Consider the following 18,812-nt stretch of genomic DNA (forward strand, 5'->3'; position numbering starts at 1 on the left):
ATAGATTTTAAATCCATCTTGTTCCCTTCGCGGCTCGTCCCATGCATCTGCATTATTTACACCCCCAACATCTTGAGGAATTAGTCAAGAATAGTGGTATAGATTTAAACTTAGCAGAGCTGAACTTTAAGTCTCTCCAAGACGCAACCGCTTATGAGTACTTATTAATTTCCGAACATCTCCCTCGCACCAACACGGGAATGGTTAAAAGTGGCTGGTTACAGCGCTACTCTCATATTGGCGCAGGCGGTTGGTGGTGTTCGGGACTAGATCCTCTAAAAAATTGGCAATCAATGGAATGGGGATGTTTTAAGCCAAACCAACCCAGAATTAATGATAAAGGCAAGGCAATTAAGTATGAGCATCCCCCCAGCACGCCAACGCGGGTATTTTATCTGCGAGTAACGTTGTCCATTTGGCAGCAAGTCTCACAGCGTTATAATTTAGCAATGCCTGCTGATATCAGCGTTGCATCTCATGGTGAAGCTGTTGGTTTTTGGCAGTGGGTGATGCAACATAATATCCCCATAATCATCTGCGAGGGAGCAAAGAAAGCAGCGGCGCTATTATCACAAGGATATGCTGCGATCGCTATTCCTGGAATCACAAGCGGTTATCGAGTTGTCAAAGATAGATTTGGCAAAGTCATCAGTCGACAGTTAATTCCCGACTTAGCAGCATTTGCTATTACAAAACGCACCTTTTATATTTGTTTTGATTTTGAAACTCAACCACGAAAAATTGCTGCTATAAATAATGCCATTTCCCAACTTGGCTGTCTATTCCAAAAGAAAAATTGCCCTGTTAAAGTTATAGAACTTCCAGGTTTGGAAAAAGGTGTAGATGAGTTCATTGTTGCTAAAGGTGCAAGTAATTTTGAAAAACTTTATCGCCAAAGCGTTGATTTAGAAATTTATCTGGCCCAAGTTAAACCCCATACCGAGTTAACTATTCCTGCTGCACTTACTGTCAATCGTCCGTATTTAGGGGAAATATCTTTACCCACTTCTGGATTAGTAGGAGTAAAATCAGCAAAAGGAACTGGTAAAACTACAGGACTACAAGCTATTGTTAATCAAGCTAAAATTATAAATCAACCAGTATTGTTAATTACTCACAGAATCCAATTAGGACGCTTTTTATGTGAAAAAATTGGTATTACATGGGGTTTCAATAATACTAAGCTGCTAATAAAAGAGCTACCATTGAATAATCATCCATTAACAATTACTCAATCTTTTGGATTATGTGTTGATTCTCTTTGGAAACTTAACCCTGAAGATTGGCAAGGCGCAATAGTAATTTTAGATGAAGTAGAGCAATCTTTGTGGCATCTACTCAATAGTAATACCTGTAAACACAAGCGTGTCAAAATTTTAAAATTATTCCAACAACTAATTTCTACAGTTTTGAAAACTGGAGGTTTAGTAATTGCCCAAGATGCTGATTTATCAGATGTATCCCTAGAATATTTGCAGGGATTGGCAGGAATTAAATTAACGCCTTGGGTAGTTGTGAACCAATGGAAACCACAAAGGGGCTGGGACGTAACTTTCTATGATTCTCCTAACCCAACACCTCTGATTCATCAACTAGAATTAGATTTACTTGCAGGACGCAAATGTTATGTGACTACCGATAGTCGCTCAGGGCGTTATAGTTGTGAAACAATCGAACGTTACCTCAAGGAACGTTTAGAAAAATTACGATATCAATTTCCTAAATCTCTAGTTATTAGCAGCCATACGACAAACACACCGGGTCATGAAGCCGTTGATTTTGTTGCAGCTATTAATCAAAAAATAGCTGAATACGATACAGTTTTTGTCACCCCTAGCCTTGGTACAGGTATTAGTATTGATATCCAACATTTTGACCGAGTTTATGGTATTTTTCAAGGAGTGATTCCAGACTCAGAAGCACGACAAGCCTTAGCAAGAGTTAGGGATGATGTACCGCGTATTGTCTGGTGTGCTAAACGAGGAATTGGCTTGATTGGTAGCGGTAGTACAAATTATCGGTTATTGTCTGATTGGTATCAGGAAAATCAAAAAGAAAACTTAGCCTTGCTCAGTCCACTGCATAAAATAGATGTGGATTTACCATTAGTATATGACCCCATTCATTTACGTACTTGGTCAAAGTTGTCAGCCAGGGTAAACGCTTCTATTCGTCTTTATCGTCAGTCGATGCAAGATGGTTTAACTGCGGATGGTCATCAAATTTGGATACGGAGTAATGCTGTTCACAATAATATTATTAGAGATTTGCGTCTTGCCTTTTTAGCTACAGACCCTAATGATTTAGCAACACGTAAGAGGTTGATTTTAGAAATTGTCAAAGTACAAAAAGATTGGGTAGATAAGCGTCAAAAAGCTAAGGAAATCAAACGCCAAATTAGAGAAATTAAGCTACAAAATCAATTAGCCGCTGCAAAAACTGTTGCTGAGGCTAAGGATATTGATTACGTAGAATATGAACAGCTAATAGCCAAACATGCTCTCACTGATGGGGAACGTAGTCAAATCAACAAGTACATGCTGAGACAAAAGTATGGTGTTAAAGTTACTCCCTTACTCAAGCTACAGGATGATAAAGGATATTATTCCCAGTTGTTAATTCACTATTATCTTACCCATGAAAGCGAGTATTTCCACTATAGAGACCAGCAAGAATGGTATCAGCAGCTATCTTGGGGTGATGGAAAAGTTTTTCTCCCAGACTTAAAAACATATACTTTCAAAGTAGAAGCTTTGAGAGCTTTAGGAATGTTACAGTTACTTGATTTGAAAAGAGATTTTCATGAAAATGATGCTGATTTGCTCTTGCTCAAAGATATAGTTTTTCAACATGATAAACAAATTAAAAGAGTGCTTGGTCTGGATTTTATCAGGGGGAAAGAAGGTGTTTCGCCAATTAAAATACTCAGTCGGCTGCTAAATCTGTTGGGGTTAAAGTTAATACGGAGAAATGAGGCTTATCAAATTGACCAAGAGACATTCTATGATGGCAGAGAAAAAATATTTACCGTTTGGCATCAACGAGATGAGTTGATGTTGGCTCATGTTAAGAATGTTGGCTGTGAGATAGGTAATTATTCTTCAAACTGGAAATTGGAAAAGATACAATTTCAACCAGCATTTAGTAAGTAACTATTAAAACTTACGCAAAATATCTCTCGAATTCTTATTTCTCTGTGTTCTCTGTGCCTCTGTGGTTCGTTGAAGAAACGAACCACCAAGACGCCAAGGACGCAGAGAGAAGAAAGAATATATAAAATAAGTCAAAGAATTTAACTATGTCTAAAGCTAAAGTTTTTATTACTCGTCGCCTTCCTGTAGAATTAAAACAACTGCAAGAGGTTGCTACTGTAGAGGTTTGGACGGAACGCCAACCACCTCCTTATGATGTTTTGTTGGAGAAGGTAAAAACTATAGATGGATTATTGTGTTTGCTGACTGATAAAATTGATTCGCCACTAATAGCAGGAAATCTGAAAGTTATTAGTCAAGTTGCAGTGGGTTACGATAATATAGATGTTGCCGCAGCTAGTAAAAGAAAAATTCCGGTTGGGCATACTCCTGGTGTGTTGACAGATGCAACTGCGGATTTTGCTTGGGCGTTGCTAATGGCAGCAGCAAGGCGAGTGATGGAAGCAGACAAGTTTACTCGTGCGGGTTTGTGGCAAACTTGGGAACCAGATTTGTTACTGGGGCCTAATATCACAGGTGCAACTTTGGGAATTGTCGGTTTTGGTCGCATCGGTCAAGCTGTTGCCCGTCGGGCAAAGGGCTTTGATATGCGAATTTTGTATACAAGCAGATATCAGTGGGAACCAGAATTAGAAAAGTCTTTGGGTGTGGAGTTTGCCCCGTTTGAACAGTTACTCCAAGAGTCAGATTTTGTCACCGTTCATACACCAGGGACAGATGATACCTATCATTTATTTAGCGATCGCCAATTTAATCTAATGAAGCCTGAAGCTATTCTAATTAATACAGCGCGGGGAACTGTTGTAGACCCGGATGCGTTATATCGGGCGCTTGCAAGTGGTAAAATTGCAGCGGCTGCGGTGGATGTCACTGAACCAGAACCAATTCCTCAAGATAGTCCATTGCTGACTCTGGATAACTTGATTATTACACCGCATATTGGCAGTGCCAGCCGCCAAACGCGTTCAAAAATGGCAAAGATGGCGATCGCAAATTTGATTGCTGGATTGAAAGGTCATCAGTTACCTTATTGTGTCAACCCAGAAATTTATACTGATGACTGATGACTGTTGTACGGGCGCACAGCTGTACGCCTGTACCGTTGTTAACAACCATGCCCCATTTCTATGCAACTTGAAAATTCGTTGCTTCTTCTACTGGCTCATAACCAATATTTAACTGTTCGATTGCTTTGTCAATCAAATCCAAACCTTGCTGCACTGTTTCGATGACGCTCAATTGTCCGCGCAATTCAGCAGCACCAACGAAACCTTTAGCATACCAAGTCATGTGCTTGCGGGCTTGACGCACACCGCGATCGCCTTTATACTCCCACAATGCTTGTAAATGATCTCTAGCACATTCCAACCGCTGAATGGGAGTTGGTGTTGGTAAGATTTCCCCTGTTTTCAAGAAGTGGTCAATTTCTCCTACCAGAAACGGATAACCCAAAGTTCCACGGGAACACATTACCCCGTCAGCACCGGTTTGTTCTAAACATTTCACCGCCGCCTCAACTGAGAAAATATCGCCATTGCCAATTACCGGAATAGAAAGCACTTCTTTCACACGGGCAATCCATTCCCAGCGAGCATTACCATTGTATCCTTGGGCGCGGGTGCGGCCGTGTACCGTAATCATTTTTGCCCCTGCATCTTCCATGCGCTTGGCAAAGTCGAGAATTGTGATTTCTTTATCATTCCAGCCAATACGGGTTTTAACTGTCACTGGTACATCAACAGCTTTGACTACTTCCCGCACAATAGCTTCAGCAACTTCCGGTTGCCGCAGCAAGGAAGAACCACCACCATTTTTAGTAATTTTATTTACTGGGCATCCCATATTAATATCAACAGTATCAGCCCCTTCTGCCACTGCCTTAACTGCTGCTTCTGCTAAAAAATCTGGACGACAGTCAAATAACTGAATGCTGATTGGTCGTTCGTTGGGGTCTACCTCCATGATTTTCGGTAACTGTTTGACATAGTGTAAGCCTGTGGCGTTTACCATTTCTGTGTACATCATCGAATCTGGTGCATAACGACGCACAAGGCGGCGAAAAACCATATCTGTCACCCCAGATAAAGGTGATTGCAAAACTCGGCTTTTGACTTCAAAAGAGCCGATTTTGAGTGGTTGGGATAGTCTAGCTTGCAGAGTGGGAGACAGAGTAAACATAAAAACAATTCAAAATGCAATATTAATCAACTTGATGATAGTTCAAGAAACTTTTCTCTGAAATTCACTTGTAATTGAAGCGATCGCAAAATACAATTTTCGCTTAATCAAATCTGGCCCTGGCACTAGAATGATTCCCACTTGTTGCATTAAGCTTAATAAGTCACTTTGCCCCCAGTGTTCTACAAGCTTATCATCTACGATGCGATCAATGTGAAAAAATGGAATGGTGATTTGTTTGCCTGTGGGAGGAATACCGAGTAGTTCTCCGCTATGAGTGCCAGTGAATGTTCCCCGTGTGACGACTTTTTCAGTTTCGGCAATAACGTCTGCAAATGTATGATGGCCATCAGGGAAAGCTGAGTGGAAGACCATGAGTACAGACTGGATAAAAGCTTCCCGATTCAGCGGTTCTGATGTACCAGGGATGTAAGCAACAAAATTTGGTGCGAGAAATTCCTGTGCTTGCTCTAAATTACCTTGGTCAAAGGTCTTATACATTTGCAGCACGATGGACTTGTTTTGTTCGGTTGACATAGTTAACGGGGGTACTGGGGACTGGGGACTGGGTACTGGGGGACTGGAAAGAGATCTATTTATAGATTCTTTCAATTCCCAATTCCCAATTCCCAGTCCCTTTTACGCACGAAATGGGCGTAACTTTGGGTTATGTTCATTTTAGATAAGTTTTATGGAGCAGTTTGAGGAATGACCGCAACAGCAGACCCCGTGACGTTGATGAAGCAAGAAGTTGGTAAAGCCGCCGCTGCTTTGGTAAAATCAGGTTCGATTGTTGGGTTGGGTACGGGTTCAACCACAGCTTATACAATTCAGTTTTTGGGCGATCGCCTCAAGTCCGGTGAACTTAAAGATATCGTCGGTATCCCTACCTCTTTTCAATCAGAAGTGCTAGCAAAAAAGTACGGTGTTCCTCTCACCACTTTAGATGCTGTTGACCACATTGATATCGCCATTGATGGCGCTGATGAAGTAGATCCCCAAAAGAATCTGATTAAAGGCGGTGGTGCAGCACATACCCGTGAAAAAGTCGTCGATTACCTAGCAGCACAATTTATAGTCGTGGTAGATAGTGGTAAATTAGTAGACCGTTTGGGTTCTAGTTTCCCCGTACCAGTGGAAGTCATACCAATGGCCATCACACCTGTGACAAATGCCATTAAACAACTCGGTGGTAAACCCGAACTCCGTATGGGTGTGAAAAAAGCTGGCCCAGTAATCACCGACCAAGGAAATTTTGTATTAGATGTCAGATTTGACTCAATTGACGACCCGGTGAACCTAGAAAAAACACTGAATAACATTCCCGGTGTTCTGGAAAATGGTATCTTCGTCAACTGTGCAGATTTAGTTTTAGTTGGCGAAGTTAAAGATGGTCAGCCACTAGTCAGGGAACTGTAAAACATAGTTAAATCTTCGTGTCTTCGTGTCTTTGTGGTAAAAAATTTAAACCACCAAGACACGAAGACACAAAGAAATTTAACTTAGTAAAACTTAAAATAAACATATTGAAAAATACAAATAATTAATGTAGAACGTGATAGTAAGAGCCGGAAAAAGTTTCCCCTTTGTTCATACATTCTCTCTGGGAAATTTGGTTAATAGCGTTTTCGATGTGAGGTAATTCAGCAGATTTCCGGCGATTAGAGAGAAGGTTTTTTGCAAAATTATTTGAAAACAACAAAGTTCTCAATTCTTGATGATTTGAGAAAGTTTGTTGTCCCTACTTTATAATCACCAAATCCATGACTACAACTTTAGGAAGAAGCGAAAGCGGTAGCCTGTGGCATCGTTTTTGTCAATGGATTACTAGCACCGATAATCGGCTTTATGTCGGCTGGTTCGGCGTTTTAATGATTCCTACTCTGTTGACCGCTACTATCTGTTTCATCATTGCCTTTATTGCTGCGCCTCCCGTCGATATTGATGGGATTCGAGAGCCGGTTTCTGGTTCTTTATTATACGGCAATAACATCATTACTGGTGCTGTTGTACCCACATCCAATGCTATTGGTTTGCATTTCTACCCACTTTGGGAAGCTGCTTCTATGGATGAATGGCTGTACAATGGCGGCCCTTATCAACTAATTATTTTGCACTTTCTCATTGGTATTTTCTGCTGGCTAGGTCGGCAATGGGAATTAAGCTATCGTTTGGGGATGCGTCCCTGGATTTGTGTTGCTTATTCTGCCCCTGTAGCTGCTGCAACGTCGGTTTTCTTAATTTATCCCATTGGTCAAGGTAGTTTTTCTGACGGGATGCCTCTGGGAATTAGTGGCACTTTTAATTTCATGTTGGTATTCCAAGCTGAGCATAACATCCTCATGCACCCATTCCATCAGTTTGGTGTAGCGGGGGTGTTTGGTGGTGCGCTGTTCTCTGCAATGCATGGTTCTTTGGTGTCTTCTTCTCTAGTTAGGGAGACAACTGAAGTTGAATCTGTGAACTACGGCTATAAGTTTGGTCAAGAACAAGAAACTTATAGCATCGTAGCGGCTCACGGTTACTTTGGACGTTTAATTTGGCAATATGCCAGCTTTAATAACTCGCGTTCGTTGCACTTTTTCTTGGCTGCTTGGCCTGTGGTTTGTATTTGGTTGACAGCATTGGGCATTAGTACAATGGCGTTTAATCTCAATGGGTTCAATTTCAACCAATCGATACTTGACTCTGAAGGTCGTGTAATTAATACATGGGCAGATGTATTAAACCGTGCCAATTTGGGTATAGAAGTAATGCATGAACGCAATGCTCACAATTTCCCACTTGATTTAGCTACTGCTGAAGCTATGCCTGTGGCTTTACAAGCTCCTACAATTCATGGTTAGGTCTAGGGTTAATATAATTTAATAGCGCTCTCTGATGTAGAGGGCGTTTTTTTTATTGTTAATTTTAAGGGTTAGTAGATTATAAAAAATAACTTGTATACTTGGGTACAGTTGGCTAATTGTAACTATTCTATATTAGTAAATGTCCTAGTATAAATAGCAATAATTCTTAAAGTTGTCATACGGCTTTTTGCTGAAGATGCACTTAATATTTATCTAACCGCCAAGACGCCAAGAAGGAGAATGCTAGTTTTTTTGGAGGTAAAGGTGTAATTATTTAAGTGCCAGTTTACAGAAAATTGGTGACAGTTGAATTTTTATTGAGCAATTCAGTATAAAATCAAAAACTTAAAATCTCTAATCAACATGGCAGACCTAACTCCCAATTCTAGTTTTAGTTTGACGCTACGCTTGCAGATTCCCAATCGTGTGGGAATGTTGGCGTCAGTTACCCAGGCGATCGCAACTACTGGTGGTAATCTCGGTCAAATTGATTTAATCGAACAAAGCCGCAAGGAGTCTACCCGCGATATTACTGTTGATGCGGCTAGTACTGAACATGCTGAAACCATTGTGCAAGCTATTAAAGCATTACCCGATATCAAGGTGCTGAGTGTCTACGATCGCACGTTCAATTTACATCGCGGTGGCAAAATTAGCATTGCCAGCAGAATTCCTCTCAAAAGTGTTGCTGATCTAGCAATGGCTTACACGCCCGGAGTCGGTCGGATTTGTACTGCGATCGCTCAAGACCCACAAGAAGTTTACAATTTAACTATTAAACAAAATACTGTTGCTATTGTTACAGATGGTAGTGCTGTTTTGGGGTTAGGAAATCTCGGCGCAGCTGCTTCTTTGCCTGTAATGGAAGGCAAAGCGATGTTGTTCAAAGAATTTGCTGGTATAGATGCTTTTCCCATCTGTCTTGCTACTCAAGATACAGATGAAATTGTCCGTACAGTGAAAAATCTGGCTCCGGTATTTGGCGGTGTAAATTTAGAGGATATCGCTGCACCTCGCTGCTTTGAAATTGAGCAGAGATTGCGGCAAGAATTAGATATCCCCGTTTTTCACGATGACCAGCATGGTACAGCAATTGTCACCTTGGCAGCTTTGTTTAATGCTTTGAAGTTGGTACATAAGTCAATTGCAGAAATCCGCATCGTGATTAATGGTGCCGGGGCGGCTGGGGTAGCGATCGCGCGTTTACTCCGCAAAGCCGGGGCAGAAAAAATCTGGATGTGCGACTCTAAAGGTATACTCTCTATTAGTCGCACTGACTTGACAGAGGAAAAGCGGGAATTTGCAGTGAAAGCCCAAGGTACTCTAGCGGGTGCGCTACAAGGGGCAGATGTATTTATTGGTGTCAGTGTTCCGGGAGTTTTGACACCAGAAATGGTGCAAGCAATGGCGAAAGACCCGATTGTGTTTGCCATGGCTAATCCGATTCCAGAAATTCAACCAGAATTAGTCAGTAAAAATGTAGCAGTTATCGCTACTGGTCGCAGTGATTACCCCAACCAAATTAATAACGTCTTAGCTTTTCCGGGAGTATTTCGTGGTGCTTTAGATTGTCGGGCACAGACCATTACCACCACAATGTATCTAGAAGCTGCGAGTGCGATCGCGTCATTGGTGAAACCTTCAGATTTGGATCGGGAGCATATTATTCCTTCAGTCTTTGATGAACGTGTTGTTAGTGCTGTTGCTGCGGCTGTACAACGCGCAGCCCGTGAAGAAGGTATTGCTCAAAGTTAATTAAACCTTTGCAGGAGCGCAGATTTGACGCTCCTGTGGATAATTTTTCCACAAAGCGATCGCTCTGTTCAACACAGATAATTTTTAGCTGCTCGTAGCCATTGAGGATGTACTAACTTACACTATCAAACGACAAATAAATATCACCCGATTGGGTGAATACAAGAAAAATATGAGATTTTTTTAGTTGATATTTAAAATTTTATTTTGAGTAATTCAGGAAATTTTTTAGTTGTGTTTGTAGATCTTTTGTGTAAACAACAAACACCAATTTTCCCGAAAGTAATGGGAATTTAGTTACTCAATATAGAGGTTTATCACTATGACTACTTATACAAATGCTCAATTCCGTTCTATCTTATTTGGTTTAGGATATCTGGCGAAAGATTTTGCTAATCCTGCTCTTGGTTTTCCTGTCACCACTGATAATTCTCCATTCACAGGCAACAAAACTCTACAGGCAATTAGAAACTTCCAAGCAGATTATGGACTTTTAGTTGATGGCATAGTGGGTGCAAAAACTATGGCAAAAGTAGAAGAAGTAATCAAAATTCTGCAATACGAATTGAACGTAGTCGTCAATGCGGGTCTACCAAAAGACCAACCCTTTTATGGCCCGAAAACTGTGCAAGCTGTGAAGAAATTTGAAGCCCAATATTATGGAAAAGATGAGCGATTTGTTACTGGTGTCGCTACCCTAGAACTGCGTAAATATCTAGATGCTATTGCTAAACAAATAGCTTAATACCGTTTCATATCAAGTTCGGCTAATTACTTACGATATAGTTGGTTTGGTGGGTAATGGCCAATAGGGAAGAAAATACAGTTTACCAATTCCCAATTCCCGACCCCCACAGATATTATAAGTGTTTAAGCGGACATGGTATCACTTTCAGGTTGATATAAATCAAAAGCGAATGAAGCGAAGCGGAACGCAAAAGGCTGTTCCGGATTGAAGTTGCAGATCTAATTGTGTTGACCGATGACTAATGACAGTCATCAGTTATCGGTCATCGGTCAACGACCTTCTCCTAACCCAGACGCTACGCGAACATGAATAATTATGCTATTTAGATGTGTTTTAGCTTATTCTGGACTTACAAATTCTAAATAGCCATTGCTGAGTTCTTTCACCGCCAAATCATAAAATTGCTTACCATGTTCAGGCGTTGCTAACCCAGGATTTGAACCCATGCGTCCATCTGGGTAGCGCACTCGAAAGTCACTTGCACCATAAATCTTGTGTCCAGATGCAACTTCTGGTGAGAAGGACACTTGCTTAATTGCTTCTGGATAAACGTACTGGGTGAGGGCTACTTCACTAGGCGTTGCATGAGAGCCTTCTTGGTCGCCGTATAATTCTTTAGCAAGTTTATATACAGAACTGCACATAAACCAGTTAGCAACTTGACATTGTACTAGTTGAGCATTGTTAATCTGCAAATCTTCTAAGTAAGCGTAGGTTTCAGAGAAAGCAGCTTTGAGGGTGGCGATGTTACCACCGTGTCCATTGATAAAGTAAAACTTGGTAAAACCAGCTTTGGCTAAACAAGTGATGTAGTCTCGCACCAGTTGAATCATAGTGGTAGGACGCAGACTTATTGTCCCAGGAAAGGCGGTATGATGCAGTGCCATACCTACATTGATTGTAGGGCCAACGATCGCCCCAGTTGCTTCACCCACACCACGAGCGATCGCTTCTGCACAAATAGCATCAGTACCGATTAATCCCGTTGGCCCGTGTTGCTCTGTGGAACCAATAGGGAGAATAATACCTTTAGACTGCTGTAAATAAACTTCAACTTCCTGCCAGGTACTCAAATGCAGTAACATTTTTGCTTAACATCCTCATCATAATTGCAGTGGGAAGCAACTTTTTTTGCTTATTGGTGGGTAATGGCCAATAGGGGAGAAAATACAGTTTACCAATTCCCAATTCCCAATTCCCAATTCCCAATTCCCAATTCCCAATTCCCGACCCCCACAGATATTATAATTGTTTAAGCGGACATGATATGAACACTATTTTGGCTGTCCCATTAGCAAACAAACCAATGGCAATGGTGTTATCTATATCTATAATCCCAAAAGCTTCCGGCGAATATTTCCCCAGTTTCCCAAAAGTAATTTCTCTATTACCTTTGTCAATAACCAAGCGAAATATATTACCCTAAATTTTAACGCAGACTTTTCTGAATATCCTGGAGATTATAATTACGCTCAAGCTGAAGCCGCAAAATTCTATAATTATATTTTTGAATACCAACCGCCCATCTGGCAGGAACTTGCTGCCAAATTTGGTGGCAATGAGACTGTCTATTTCTATAAATATTGTCTAGGAGATGGGGTCGCAACAAGTTTTGAGAGATATGGATATAAGCAATTTACCGATTCTGCTACTTTATCCTATGATGCTCGCTGCGAACCTTCCTACAATCAAAATTCCAATTAAGTTCTGAAATTTTTGTGTTTTGGAGGACAAAGAATACAAGGATATCAGAGAAGTGGTTCCTGATTCTTGGCCTTGAATATTAACTAATCACAGCGATAATACTTTCTTACGTCGCTTCTAATTTCCCATGTACAGGACGTGCCGACAGGAAAAGCTACTAAATCTCCTTTACCCATTAGCATCGGTTGTCCTCCATCAGGCGTAACAATAACATCGCCTGTCAAAAAGTAGCAAATCTCTAGACGATTATATAGCTGTAGTCACATAGGTTAGGACAATGTTCATTCATCAAAGCCTTGAAACAACTGGCTTCCTACTTAGAACTCACCCTCAGCGCTTTGCTATATCTCTAGGAATACTTTGTCAACTTATTTTTGCCAAATTGCCCCTTTGAACACACCCAATTGATTGAGACGTTGTTGACTGGGTTGATGCTCAATTTTAATTTCCATGGTGTATTATATCTATTTGTAGTTAGCAGTAAGACTGGATATCTTCTCCACATTGATCTGCCAAATAACACAAAGCACGAAAACGCAAGCCTATAAATTGCTCATAAAGTGGATTGAGCTTACACATAGGAGGAATATGAACGATTTTGCGACCAAACAATACTAAATCACGCTCAAAAGGGCACTGTGCAGGAATAAGTTTAGCAATCAGATGAGCTAATTTACGATTCTGCACTTCTATTTCGTCAAGCCAGTTACGCAATGGTTCCAGTAAATCTAATTTGGGTTGAGTAAATTGTTTTTGACTAGTTGCTTGATGATTCACATTCATCAGGTTAATAAAAGCAGGCATAATCATATTCTGATTTTTTGCTTTGAGTATAGTCATAGTTAAGATTTTCCTTGTGTTAATAAATCAGTCATCATGTTTGATGATTCCCATGCAATCTAGCCCAACTGTTTCTACGCTTGCTAGAGTTTTCTGGTAGAACTAAGGCAAGCAAACAATAAATAACTGGCATAGTATTTATGGGTAATCTAGCTGAACTAATTGTTATTTAAACTCAGCAAATGGGAAATAACTGTCCCGTTAAATACAAAATAACAAAGAAATTCTAAAAGTGGTATTTCTTTAACTTATTAATTACTGATATGACAGATAGTGATCCCCTATGTTGCCTTTAAATAGCTGGTTTTGAAACTACACAGTACCTTGAATTGCACGGGTACTGGCAAAATGCTCCATTGTTCTTACTCCATATGGGTTTTCTTGACATTACTTTTTAAACACTAATAATTTTAGGCTATGCAGTATAAAATAAATTGTTATATATGTTACAGTTCTTAACCTAGAGATTATTTAATAACTAGTACAAATTCGTTTGATAAGTACAAACTAATATAGTGATACGGATAACCCATAAAAAACAGGGAGAAGACATTTTACACTTATATGAGGCAAATAGACCCAATAAAGGCAAATAATATTGAGAATCCATATGAAAAGCTGAAGCTCTGAATCAGGAATAATAATAAAAGTTAGTTATTGAATATTAAAAAAAGAGTAGCTAGTACAGCAGTTTTTCAGACTACTCAGTAATTGGACATAAATTATATATGGGTCTAGTCAGATAATATGTTTCAAAACCAACTAAAATAGACTTTTGGTATAAGCCTAAAAGATTTTCAAATCATCCTATAGATGTATTTTGTCTACAAATGAACCAAAAGTGTAGTTTATATTTACACTGCTAATCAGCTAGTAACTGCACTGAATAATCTTACAAAGCAAAACACATAATTTGTAGCTTACTTTGGTTTTTTTAAGTATGCGTAGTTTGCAACAATCTTATTGATAATTTTAATACTTCTTCTTGGTATATCTGTATGAATGTATTCCACTTTGTACAAAGTATGCTTTGAAAAAGCTAAAAAATATGCAATTTTTAATGCGATTTTTCTAATACGATTGTCTTACAATTGCACGAGGTATCGAGGAGAGTAAGGCAGTATCATGGTTAACTCTTTCAATAGCCGCCCTGAAATTTTATGGCGACAAGTTTGGGGATTAGCCGCTTTACTAGCAGCGATCATTTTCAGTTGGATGGCATACGGTTTTTATCAGCCTAAAATTTTACGAAAACTAGAATTTGTTGAACTGGCTAGTTGGCTAGGAATATTGCAAGGCTTACTTGCAGCAGTTATAGAACCTTTGATTGGAAGAGTTTCCGATCGCATTCAGCAGCGTTTAGGTAGCCGCCTACCGTTGATTAGTGTGGGAGTCATGCTAGCAGGTTTAATTCTTGTAACTGTATCGCTGTTAGTGGAATATAGCCTACCATTGGGTATACGTTGGATTTTACCAGTGCTGATGACTGCTTGGGTGATAGCAATAATTATGTTTCGTGGCCCTGCGATCGCACTTTTAACACAATTCGCACCCATCGCCGAATTACCCCAAGCCAATGCCATCCTCGTGTTTGTATTTGGGTTAGTAGCAGCCATTGGCTTAATGTGGAATGCCAGACTCTACAGTATGGGTGCATCAATTACTTTTCTTGTGGGAGCGATCGCTTTAATTTTGGGAGCATACATTTTGCGCTTATTCACTCCCAAACATGTGTTTTATGCTTCTAACCGGAATCAAATTACTGCTAAAACTCCCACAGCGCTGTTAATTCTGATTTTTGTGATTGGTTTAGCCACAAGTTTGGAAATTAATTTACTATTATCAATATTTCCTCAAGAATTGCAAACTCAGCTGCCAAGATTAAAAGTAGAATTTATTAAGGCTGAAATCCTTTTTGTGTCAGCGATCGCTTCAGTTCCTTTAGGAGAATGGACAGCAGAATTAGGCCCTAATAAATCTATGTTGCTTGGCTTGGGGACAATGACAAGTTTAATGGCCCTAACATTACTTAATGACAATAATATCATAGCAATAGGATTAATACTTGCTTTCGGTGTTAGTTTAAGCATAGTTTTTATCAGTATGATTTCCTTAGTATTAGCTAAAATTCCCCCTCATCGAGCAGGTTTAGGTACTGGATTATATTTTGGTGGTAGCGCTGGGGGAACTGCGCTCATCTCTTTGTTAATTAAATTAATCGGGATCAAATCAGTAGGAGCATTTTTGTTAGCTGAGGTTGCTTTTGCAGTAGTGGCTGTGTCTATTTTTCTGACTAAGAAAATATCAGTTACCTAATTTCAGCTAAAACACATTATAGTCAGTTTGCCTGGTAATAGGTAATGGGTAATTGGTAATAGGGAATAGTAAAAACCAGCAATTACCAATTACCGACCTCCACAGATATCATAAGTATTTAAACGGACATGATATGACTAATGACTAATGACAAATGACAGTCTTAACCAGATAATTTGCAATTTGGACACACAGTAGCTCATAACGCTTCTGGATTTATGCCCAGTGTACGTAATTGTTCCGCCAAGCGATCGGCTCTTTGTCTTTCTTGTTCAGCTATTTGTCTTTCTTGTTCGGCCTCCTGGCGTTTTTGATCAGCTTGAGCTTGAGCTGCTTCTTCTGGTAACAAAACCAAATTTCCCGAATCATCGTAAAATCGCAACCAAACAGCTGTTTCTCGGTCTATGGTTCCTTGCCAAGTTCCTAGCCAAAAGCCTAAAGTCTGACACCAAAGCCAACCGCGCTCATCTGGTGCTATGGGTTGATAGCGCAAGTTACCATTTAACTGCCATCCTTGCAGAGAATTGGGATCGAAGGGATCAAACACAAAATAATCTCGTGTTTTAAAAACGCGCTCGTAAATATCTTTCTTAGTTGTGATGTCTACTTCAGCAGTCGTTGGTGACATTAATTCGACAATCACATCTGGATAACGACCGCCTTCATCCCAAACTACCCAACCTTGCCTAGAAATAGTGCCATCAACATCTAGCACTACAAAAAAATCTGGGCCACGAAAATCTCGATTACGTGCTTGAGCGCTGTTGTAGTAAACAAACATGTTACCACCCGTAAAGAAGTCATTGCGATCGCACCAAGTTTGTTGCAACGACCGAATCAAAACATTCATGGCAATGCGGTGGCGATTACTCTCCAAAGGTTCTCCATCATCGAAAATTAAGTCAGTGGGAGGCATGGGAGGGTTTTCCCAATCCCATGATTCTGCATTCTGGGAGATTGTCTCTTTGATGGCGTCAGATGACATAGTTTGGTTCTCCCTCGTTTGAGCTTCATGCTTTTAGATTAGCCGATTTGTATGGTAAAATAAGCGATTCCAACAATGCACTTGGAGAAAAATTAGCGATCGCCTTATGATATAACCGTGGTCACATCTGTTAGGACAATGCTGATGGCTCAAAGCCTTGAAATAACCGGGTTTATACTCAGCAACGCCACATGCTCCACTTGGGGAAACCCCAAGACCGCAGTGGCTCCTCAGCACTCAGCACTCAGCACTTTGCTATATCTTGATAGATAGTACAGACAGACAATTAGCATCTTGAATGAGCAAATCAACCCTTTACATGGGATGCTGGTTGATTGGTTAGTTGAGTATTTGCAGATGTCTGTTGTTTCTGGTGTTACTGTTTCCGTTCCCGCCACAACTGCTAATTTGGGGCCTGGTTTTGATTGCATTGGCGCAGCTTTAACGCTATACAACGAATTTAAGTTCACTCGCTTGCAAGCAGGCGGGTTAATGATTCATGTCACAGGTGCGGAAGCTCTGCGAGTGCAAACTGATGAAAGTAATCTGCTTTATCAGGCATTTTTGAAGTTATATCAATATATAGATCAAACGCCGCCATCGGTGAACATAGAAATTCAGTTGGGTGTACCACTGGCGCGGGGTTTAGGTAGTTCGGCGACGGCGATTGTCGGCGGGTTAGTTGCTGCTAATCAACTGGCAGGTGCGCCTTTGTCTGAGTTGCAAGTGATGGAACTAGCGATCGCAATGGAAGGACATCCTGATAATGTAGTTCCCGCTTTATTAGGAGGATGTCGTCTCGCAGCTACTAGTAACACAGGTTGGGAAATTTGTGATATTCCCTGGCATCAAGATATTGTCCCAGTGGTGGCGATTCCTGATTTTGAGCTTTCCACCAAGGAAGCGCGGCGAGTTTTGCCGACTGAAGTCAGTCGTGCAGATGCGATTTTTAATACGGCACATCTAGGGTTATTGTTGCGTGGTTTGCAAACTGGTAAGGGAGAATGGTTGCAAGCAGCTTTGCAAGATAAGTTACATCAACCTTACCGCCAAGCTTTGATTCCTGGTTACGAAGCTGTGAATGCGGCGGCGGTTGCTGCTGGTGCTTATGGCATGGTGATTAGTGGTGCAGGGCCGACACTGTTAGCTTTAGTTAATGCTGCTAACTCCCAAGCAACAGAAGTCGCCATGGCCACAGCTTGGGAAGCAGCAGGAATAACAGCCACAGTGCGATCGCTTTCTTTAGATACCCAAGGCGCAGTTTTCACCTAATTGGTCAGTAGTCAGTGGTCAGTAGTCAGTGGTCAGTGGCAAAACACAACTAACAACTGACAACTGACAACTGACAACTAACAAAGAACAGTCTTAACCAAATAATTTACAATTTAGAAGTTTTTAAACCATTATGATAGAGCAGATTCAAGCAGAAATAGCAGCGCTTACCTCTCAAATTCAGGCTCTCCAGCAAGAACGCGCTGCCCTCACTATTAATAATGTAATGAAGAGCGAGAATGATTCACCTCTAGCAATAGTTGAAGCTTATCGTCGCCAAGCTAGAGAAAATCCCCAATTATCTGCTGAAATTCAAGGCATAGATGGAGCGATCGCGGCGCTAAACGTGCAACTACAGCAAAAACAAGCAAAATTAGCCCGATGGCAAGTTGAATCAAAACAACTTACCCAACAGCAGCAGTTGGAAGAAGCTAAAAAAGTGGCTCAGGTTCATGCCCAACGCATTAATCAGCTGGCGGCAGAACTGGCAACAGAAATCCGTTTACTCAAAGCCTGTGCCGATCATCTCAGTCCCTTGTATTGGCAAGTGTATTACAAGCCTTTTATCACAGGCTTTAAAACCATATCAGTTCCTCATGTGCGATCAGATGGGGAAGTGTGGACAATTGTCAACCGCATTGTTTGAGGGAATTATTGGGCAGGCAGGGGAGCAGGGGAGCAGAGGAGCAGGGGAAAATAAATAGTTTGCAATTTCCAATGCCCCATGCCCCATGTCCCATTCCCCACTTTGTTTGTAAATCTTTACATTTAGAGAAGTAATACAATACAATTTAATGAGTATTTATTCCTAAAAATACTCATAAACTGCTATTTGCTGAGCATTTATTCCTAGTGAAATATTAAATTTTCCGATTCCAGAGATAAACAACGTTTACAAAAGTACGAATTCCTTAATATAATGTAATTAAAAGAAAAAACGAAAAATGATTGTC

At 40.5% G+C, this 18,812-nt stretch carries 14 protein-coding genes and 1 pseudogene; 9 read left to right on the top strand and 6 right to left on the bottom strand.

The genetic code is table 11. The annotated features are described in order from the left end of the window. Nucleotides 1–41: 41 nt before the first annotated feature. Together I8748_RS17680 and I8748_RS17685 are read left to right on the top strand one after the other, a co-directional pair. Complete coding sequence (locus tag I8748_RS17680) at nt 42–3,152, top strand: plasmid replication protein, CyRepA1 family (RefSeq protein WP_198125885.1); 3,111 nt, start codon at nt 42–44, stop codon at nt 3,150–3,152. Nucleotides 3,153–3,298: 146 nt separating this feature from the next. Next, on the top strand, nt 3,299–4,276 hold the full coding sequence (locus tag I8748_RS17685) for a 2-hydroxyacid dehydrogenase (protein ID WP_198125886.1): 978 nt from the start codon (nt 3,299–3,301) through the stop codon (nt 4,274–4,276). A gap of 61 nt (nt 4,277–4,337) precedes the next feature. On the opposite strand, the gene dusB is transcribed toward I8748_RS17685, so the two are convergent. Both dusB and I8748_RS17695 read right to left on the bottom strand, forming a co-directional pair. Beyond that, complete coding sequence (gene dusB / locus I8748_RS17690) at nt 4,338–5,390, bottom strand: tRNA dihydrouridine synthase DusB (RefSeq protein WP_198125887.1); 1,053 nt, start codon at nt 5,388–5,390, stop codon at nt 4,338–4,340. 42 nt (nt 5,391–5,432) lie between these two features. Next, nucleotides 5,433–5,927: an ester cyclase gene (locus tag I8748_RS17695; RefSeq protein WP_198125888.1), complete on the bottom strand. Its 495-nt coding sequence runs from the start codon at nt 5,925–5,927 to the stop codon at nt 5,433–5,435. Nucleotides 5,928–6,098: 171 nt separating this feature from the next. Between I8748_RS17695 and rpiA the strand changes: the two genes are divergently transcribed. From rpiA to I8748_RS17715, 4 genes are all read left to right on the top strand, one after another. Then, complete coding sequence (gene rpiA / locus I8748_RS17700; RefSeq protein ID WP_198125889.1) at nt 6,099–6,809, top strand: ribose-5-phosphate isomerase RpiA; 711 nt, start codon at nt 6,099–6,101, stop codon at nt 6,807–6,809. Between the two features lie 344 nt (nt 6,810–7,153). Beyond that, entirely contained in the window at nt 7,154–8,236 is a 1,083-nt protein-coding gene (gene psbA / locus I8748_RS17705) for a photosystem II q(b) protein (RefSeq protein ID WP_198125890.1), read from the top strand. A 366-nt stretch (nt 8,237–8,602) separates the two neighbouring features. Continuing rightward, complete coding sequence (locus I8748_RS17710; protein ID WP_198125891.1) at nt 8,603–9,994, top strand: malic enzyme-like NAD(P)-binding protein; 1,392 nt, start codon at nt 8,603–8,605, stop codon at nt 9,992–9,994. A gap of 322 nt (nt 9,995–10,316) precedes the next feature. After that, entirely contained in the window at nt 10,317–10,739 is a 423-nt protein-coding gene (locus I8748_RS17715; protein ID WP_198125892.1) for a peptidoglycan-binding domain-containing protein, read from the top strand. A 341-nt stretch (nt 10,740–11,080) separates the two neighbouring features. On the opposite strand, the gene I8748_RS17720 is transcribed toward I8748_RS17715, so the two are convergent. From I8748_RS17720 to I8748_RS17730, 3 genes and pseudogenes are all read right to left on the bottom strand, one after another. Beyond that, the gene (locus I8748_RS17720) at nt 11,081–11,827 is read right to left on the bottom strand and encodes a creatininase family protein (RefSeq protein ID WP_198125893.1); all 747 of its coding nucleotides are present in this window, start codon (nt 11,825–11,827) and stop codon (nt 11,081–11,083) included. A gap of 702 nt (nt 11,828–12,529) precedes the next feature. Beyond that, a pseudogene (locus tag I8748_RS17725) lies at nt 12,530–12,697 on the bottom strand (cupin domain-containing protein); the annotation flags it as partial. 223 nt (nt 12,698–12,920) lie between these two features. Next, nucleotides 12,921–13,280, bottom strand: a complete 360-nt coding sequence (locus I8748_RS17730) for a Mo-dependent nitrogenase C-terminal domain-containing protein (RefSeq protein ID WP_198125904.1) — start codon at nt 13,278–13,280, stop codon at nt 12,921–12,923. A 1,131-nt stretch (nt 13,281–14,411) separates the two neighbouring features. Between I8748_RS17730 and I8748_RS17735 the strand changes: the two genes are divergently transcribed. Further along, nucleotides 14,412–15,602, top strand: coding sequence for an MFS transporter (locus tag I8748_RS17735; RefSeq protein ID WP_198125894.1), 1,191 nt, complete (start codon nt 14,412–14,414; stop codon nt 15,600–15,602). Nucleotides 15,603–15,801: 199 nt separating this feature from the next. On the opposite strand, the gene I8748_RS17740 is transcribed toward I8748_RS17735, so the two are convergent. Further along, nucleotides 15,802–16,587, bottom strand: coding sequence for a Uma2 family endonuclease (locus I8748_RS17740; RefSeq protein WP_198125895.1), 786 nt, complete (start codon nt 16,585–16,587; stop codon nt 15,802–15,804). A 357-nt stretch (nt 16,588–16,944) separates the two neighbouring features. On the opposite strand from I8748_RS17740, the gene thrB reads away from it, so the two are divergent. Both thrB and I8748_RS17750 read left to right on the top strand, forming a co-directional pair. Further along, a complete protein-coding gene (gene thrB, locus I8748_RS17745; RefSeq protein WP_198125905.1) occupies nt 16,945–17,859 on the top strand; it encodes a homoserine kinase in 915 nt (304 codons plus the stop codon). Nucleotides 17,860–17,992: 133 nt separating this feature from the next. Continuing rightward, nucleotides 17,993–18,505 (top strand): prefoldin domain-containing protein, encoded by a 513-nt coding sequence (locus I8748_RS17750; RefSeq protein ID WP_214662627.1) that lies wholly within the window; start codon nt 17,993–17,995, stop codon nt 18,503–18,505. Nucleotides 18,506–18,812: the final 307 nt, after the last annotated feature.

Origin of the sequence: Amazonocrinis nigriterrae CENA67 (genome assembly GCF_016056305.1) — a bacterium.
GTDB lineage: Bacteria > Cyanobacteriota > Cyanobacteriia > Cyanobacteriales > Nostocaceae > Amazonocrinis > Amazonocrinis nigriterrae.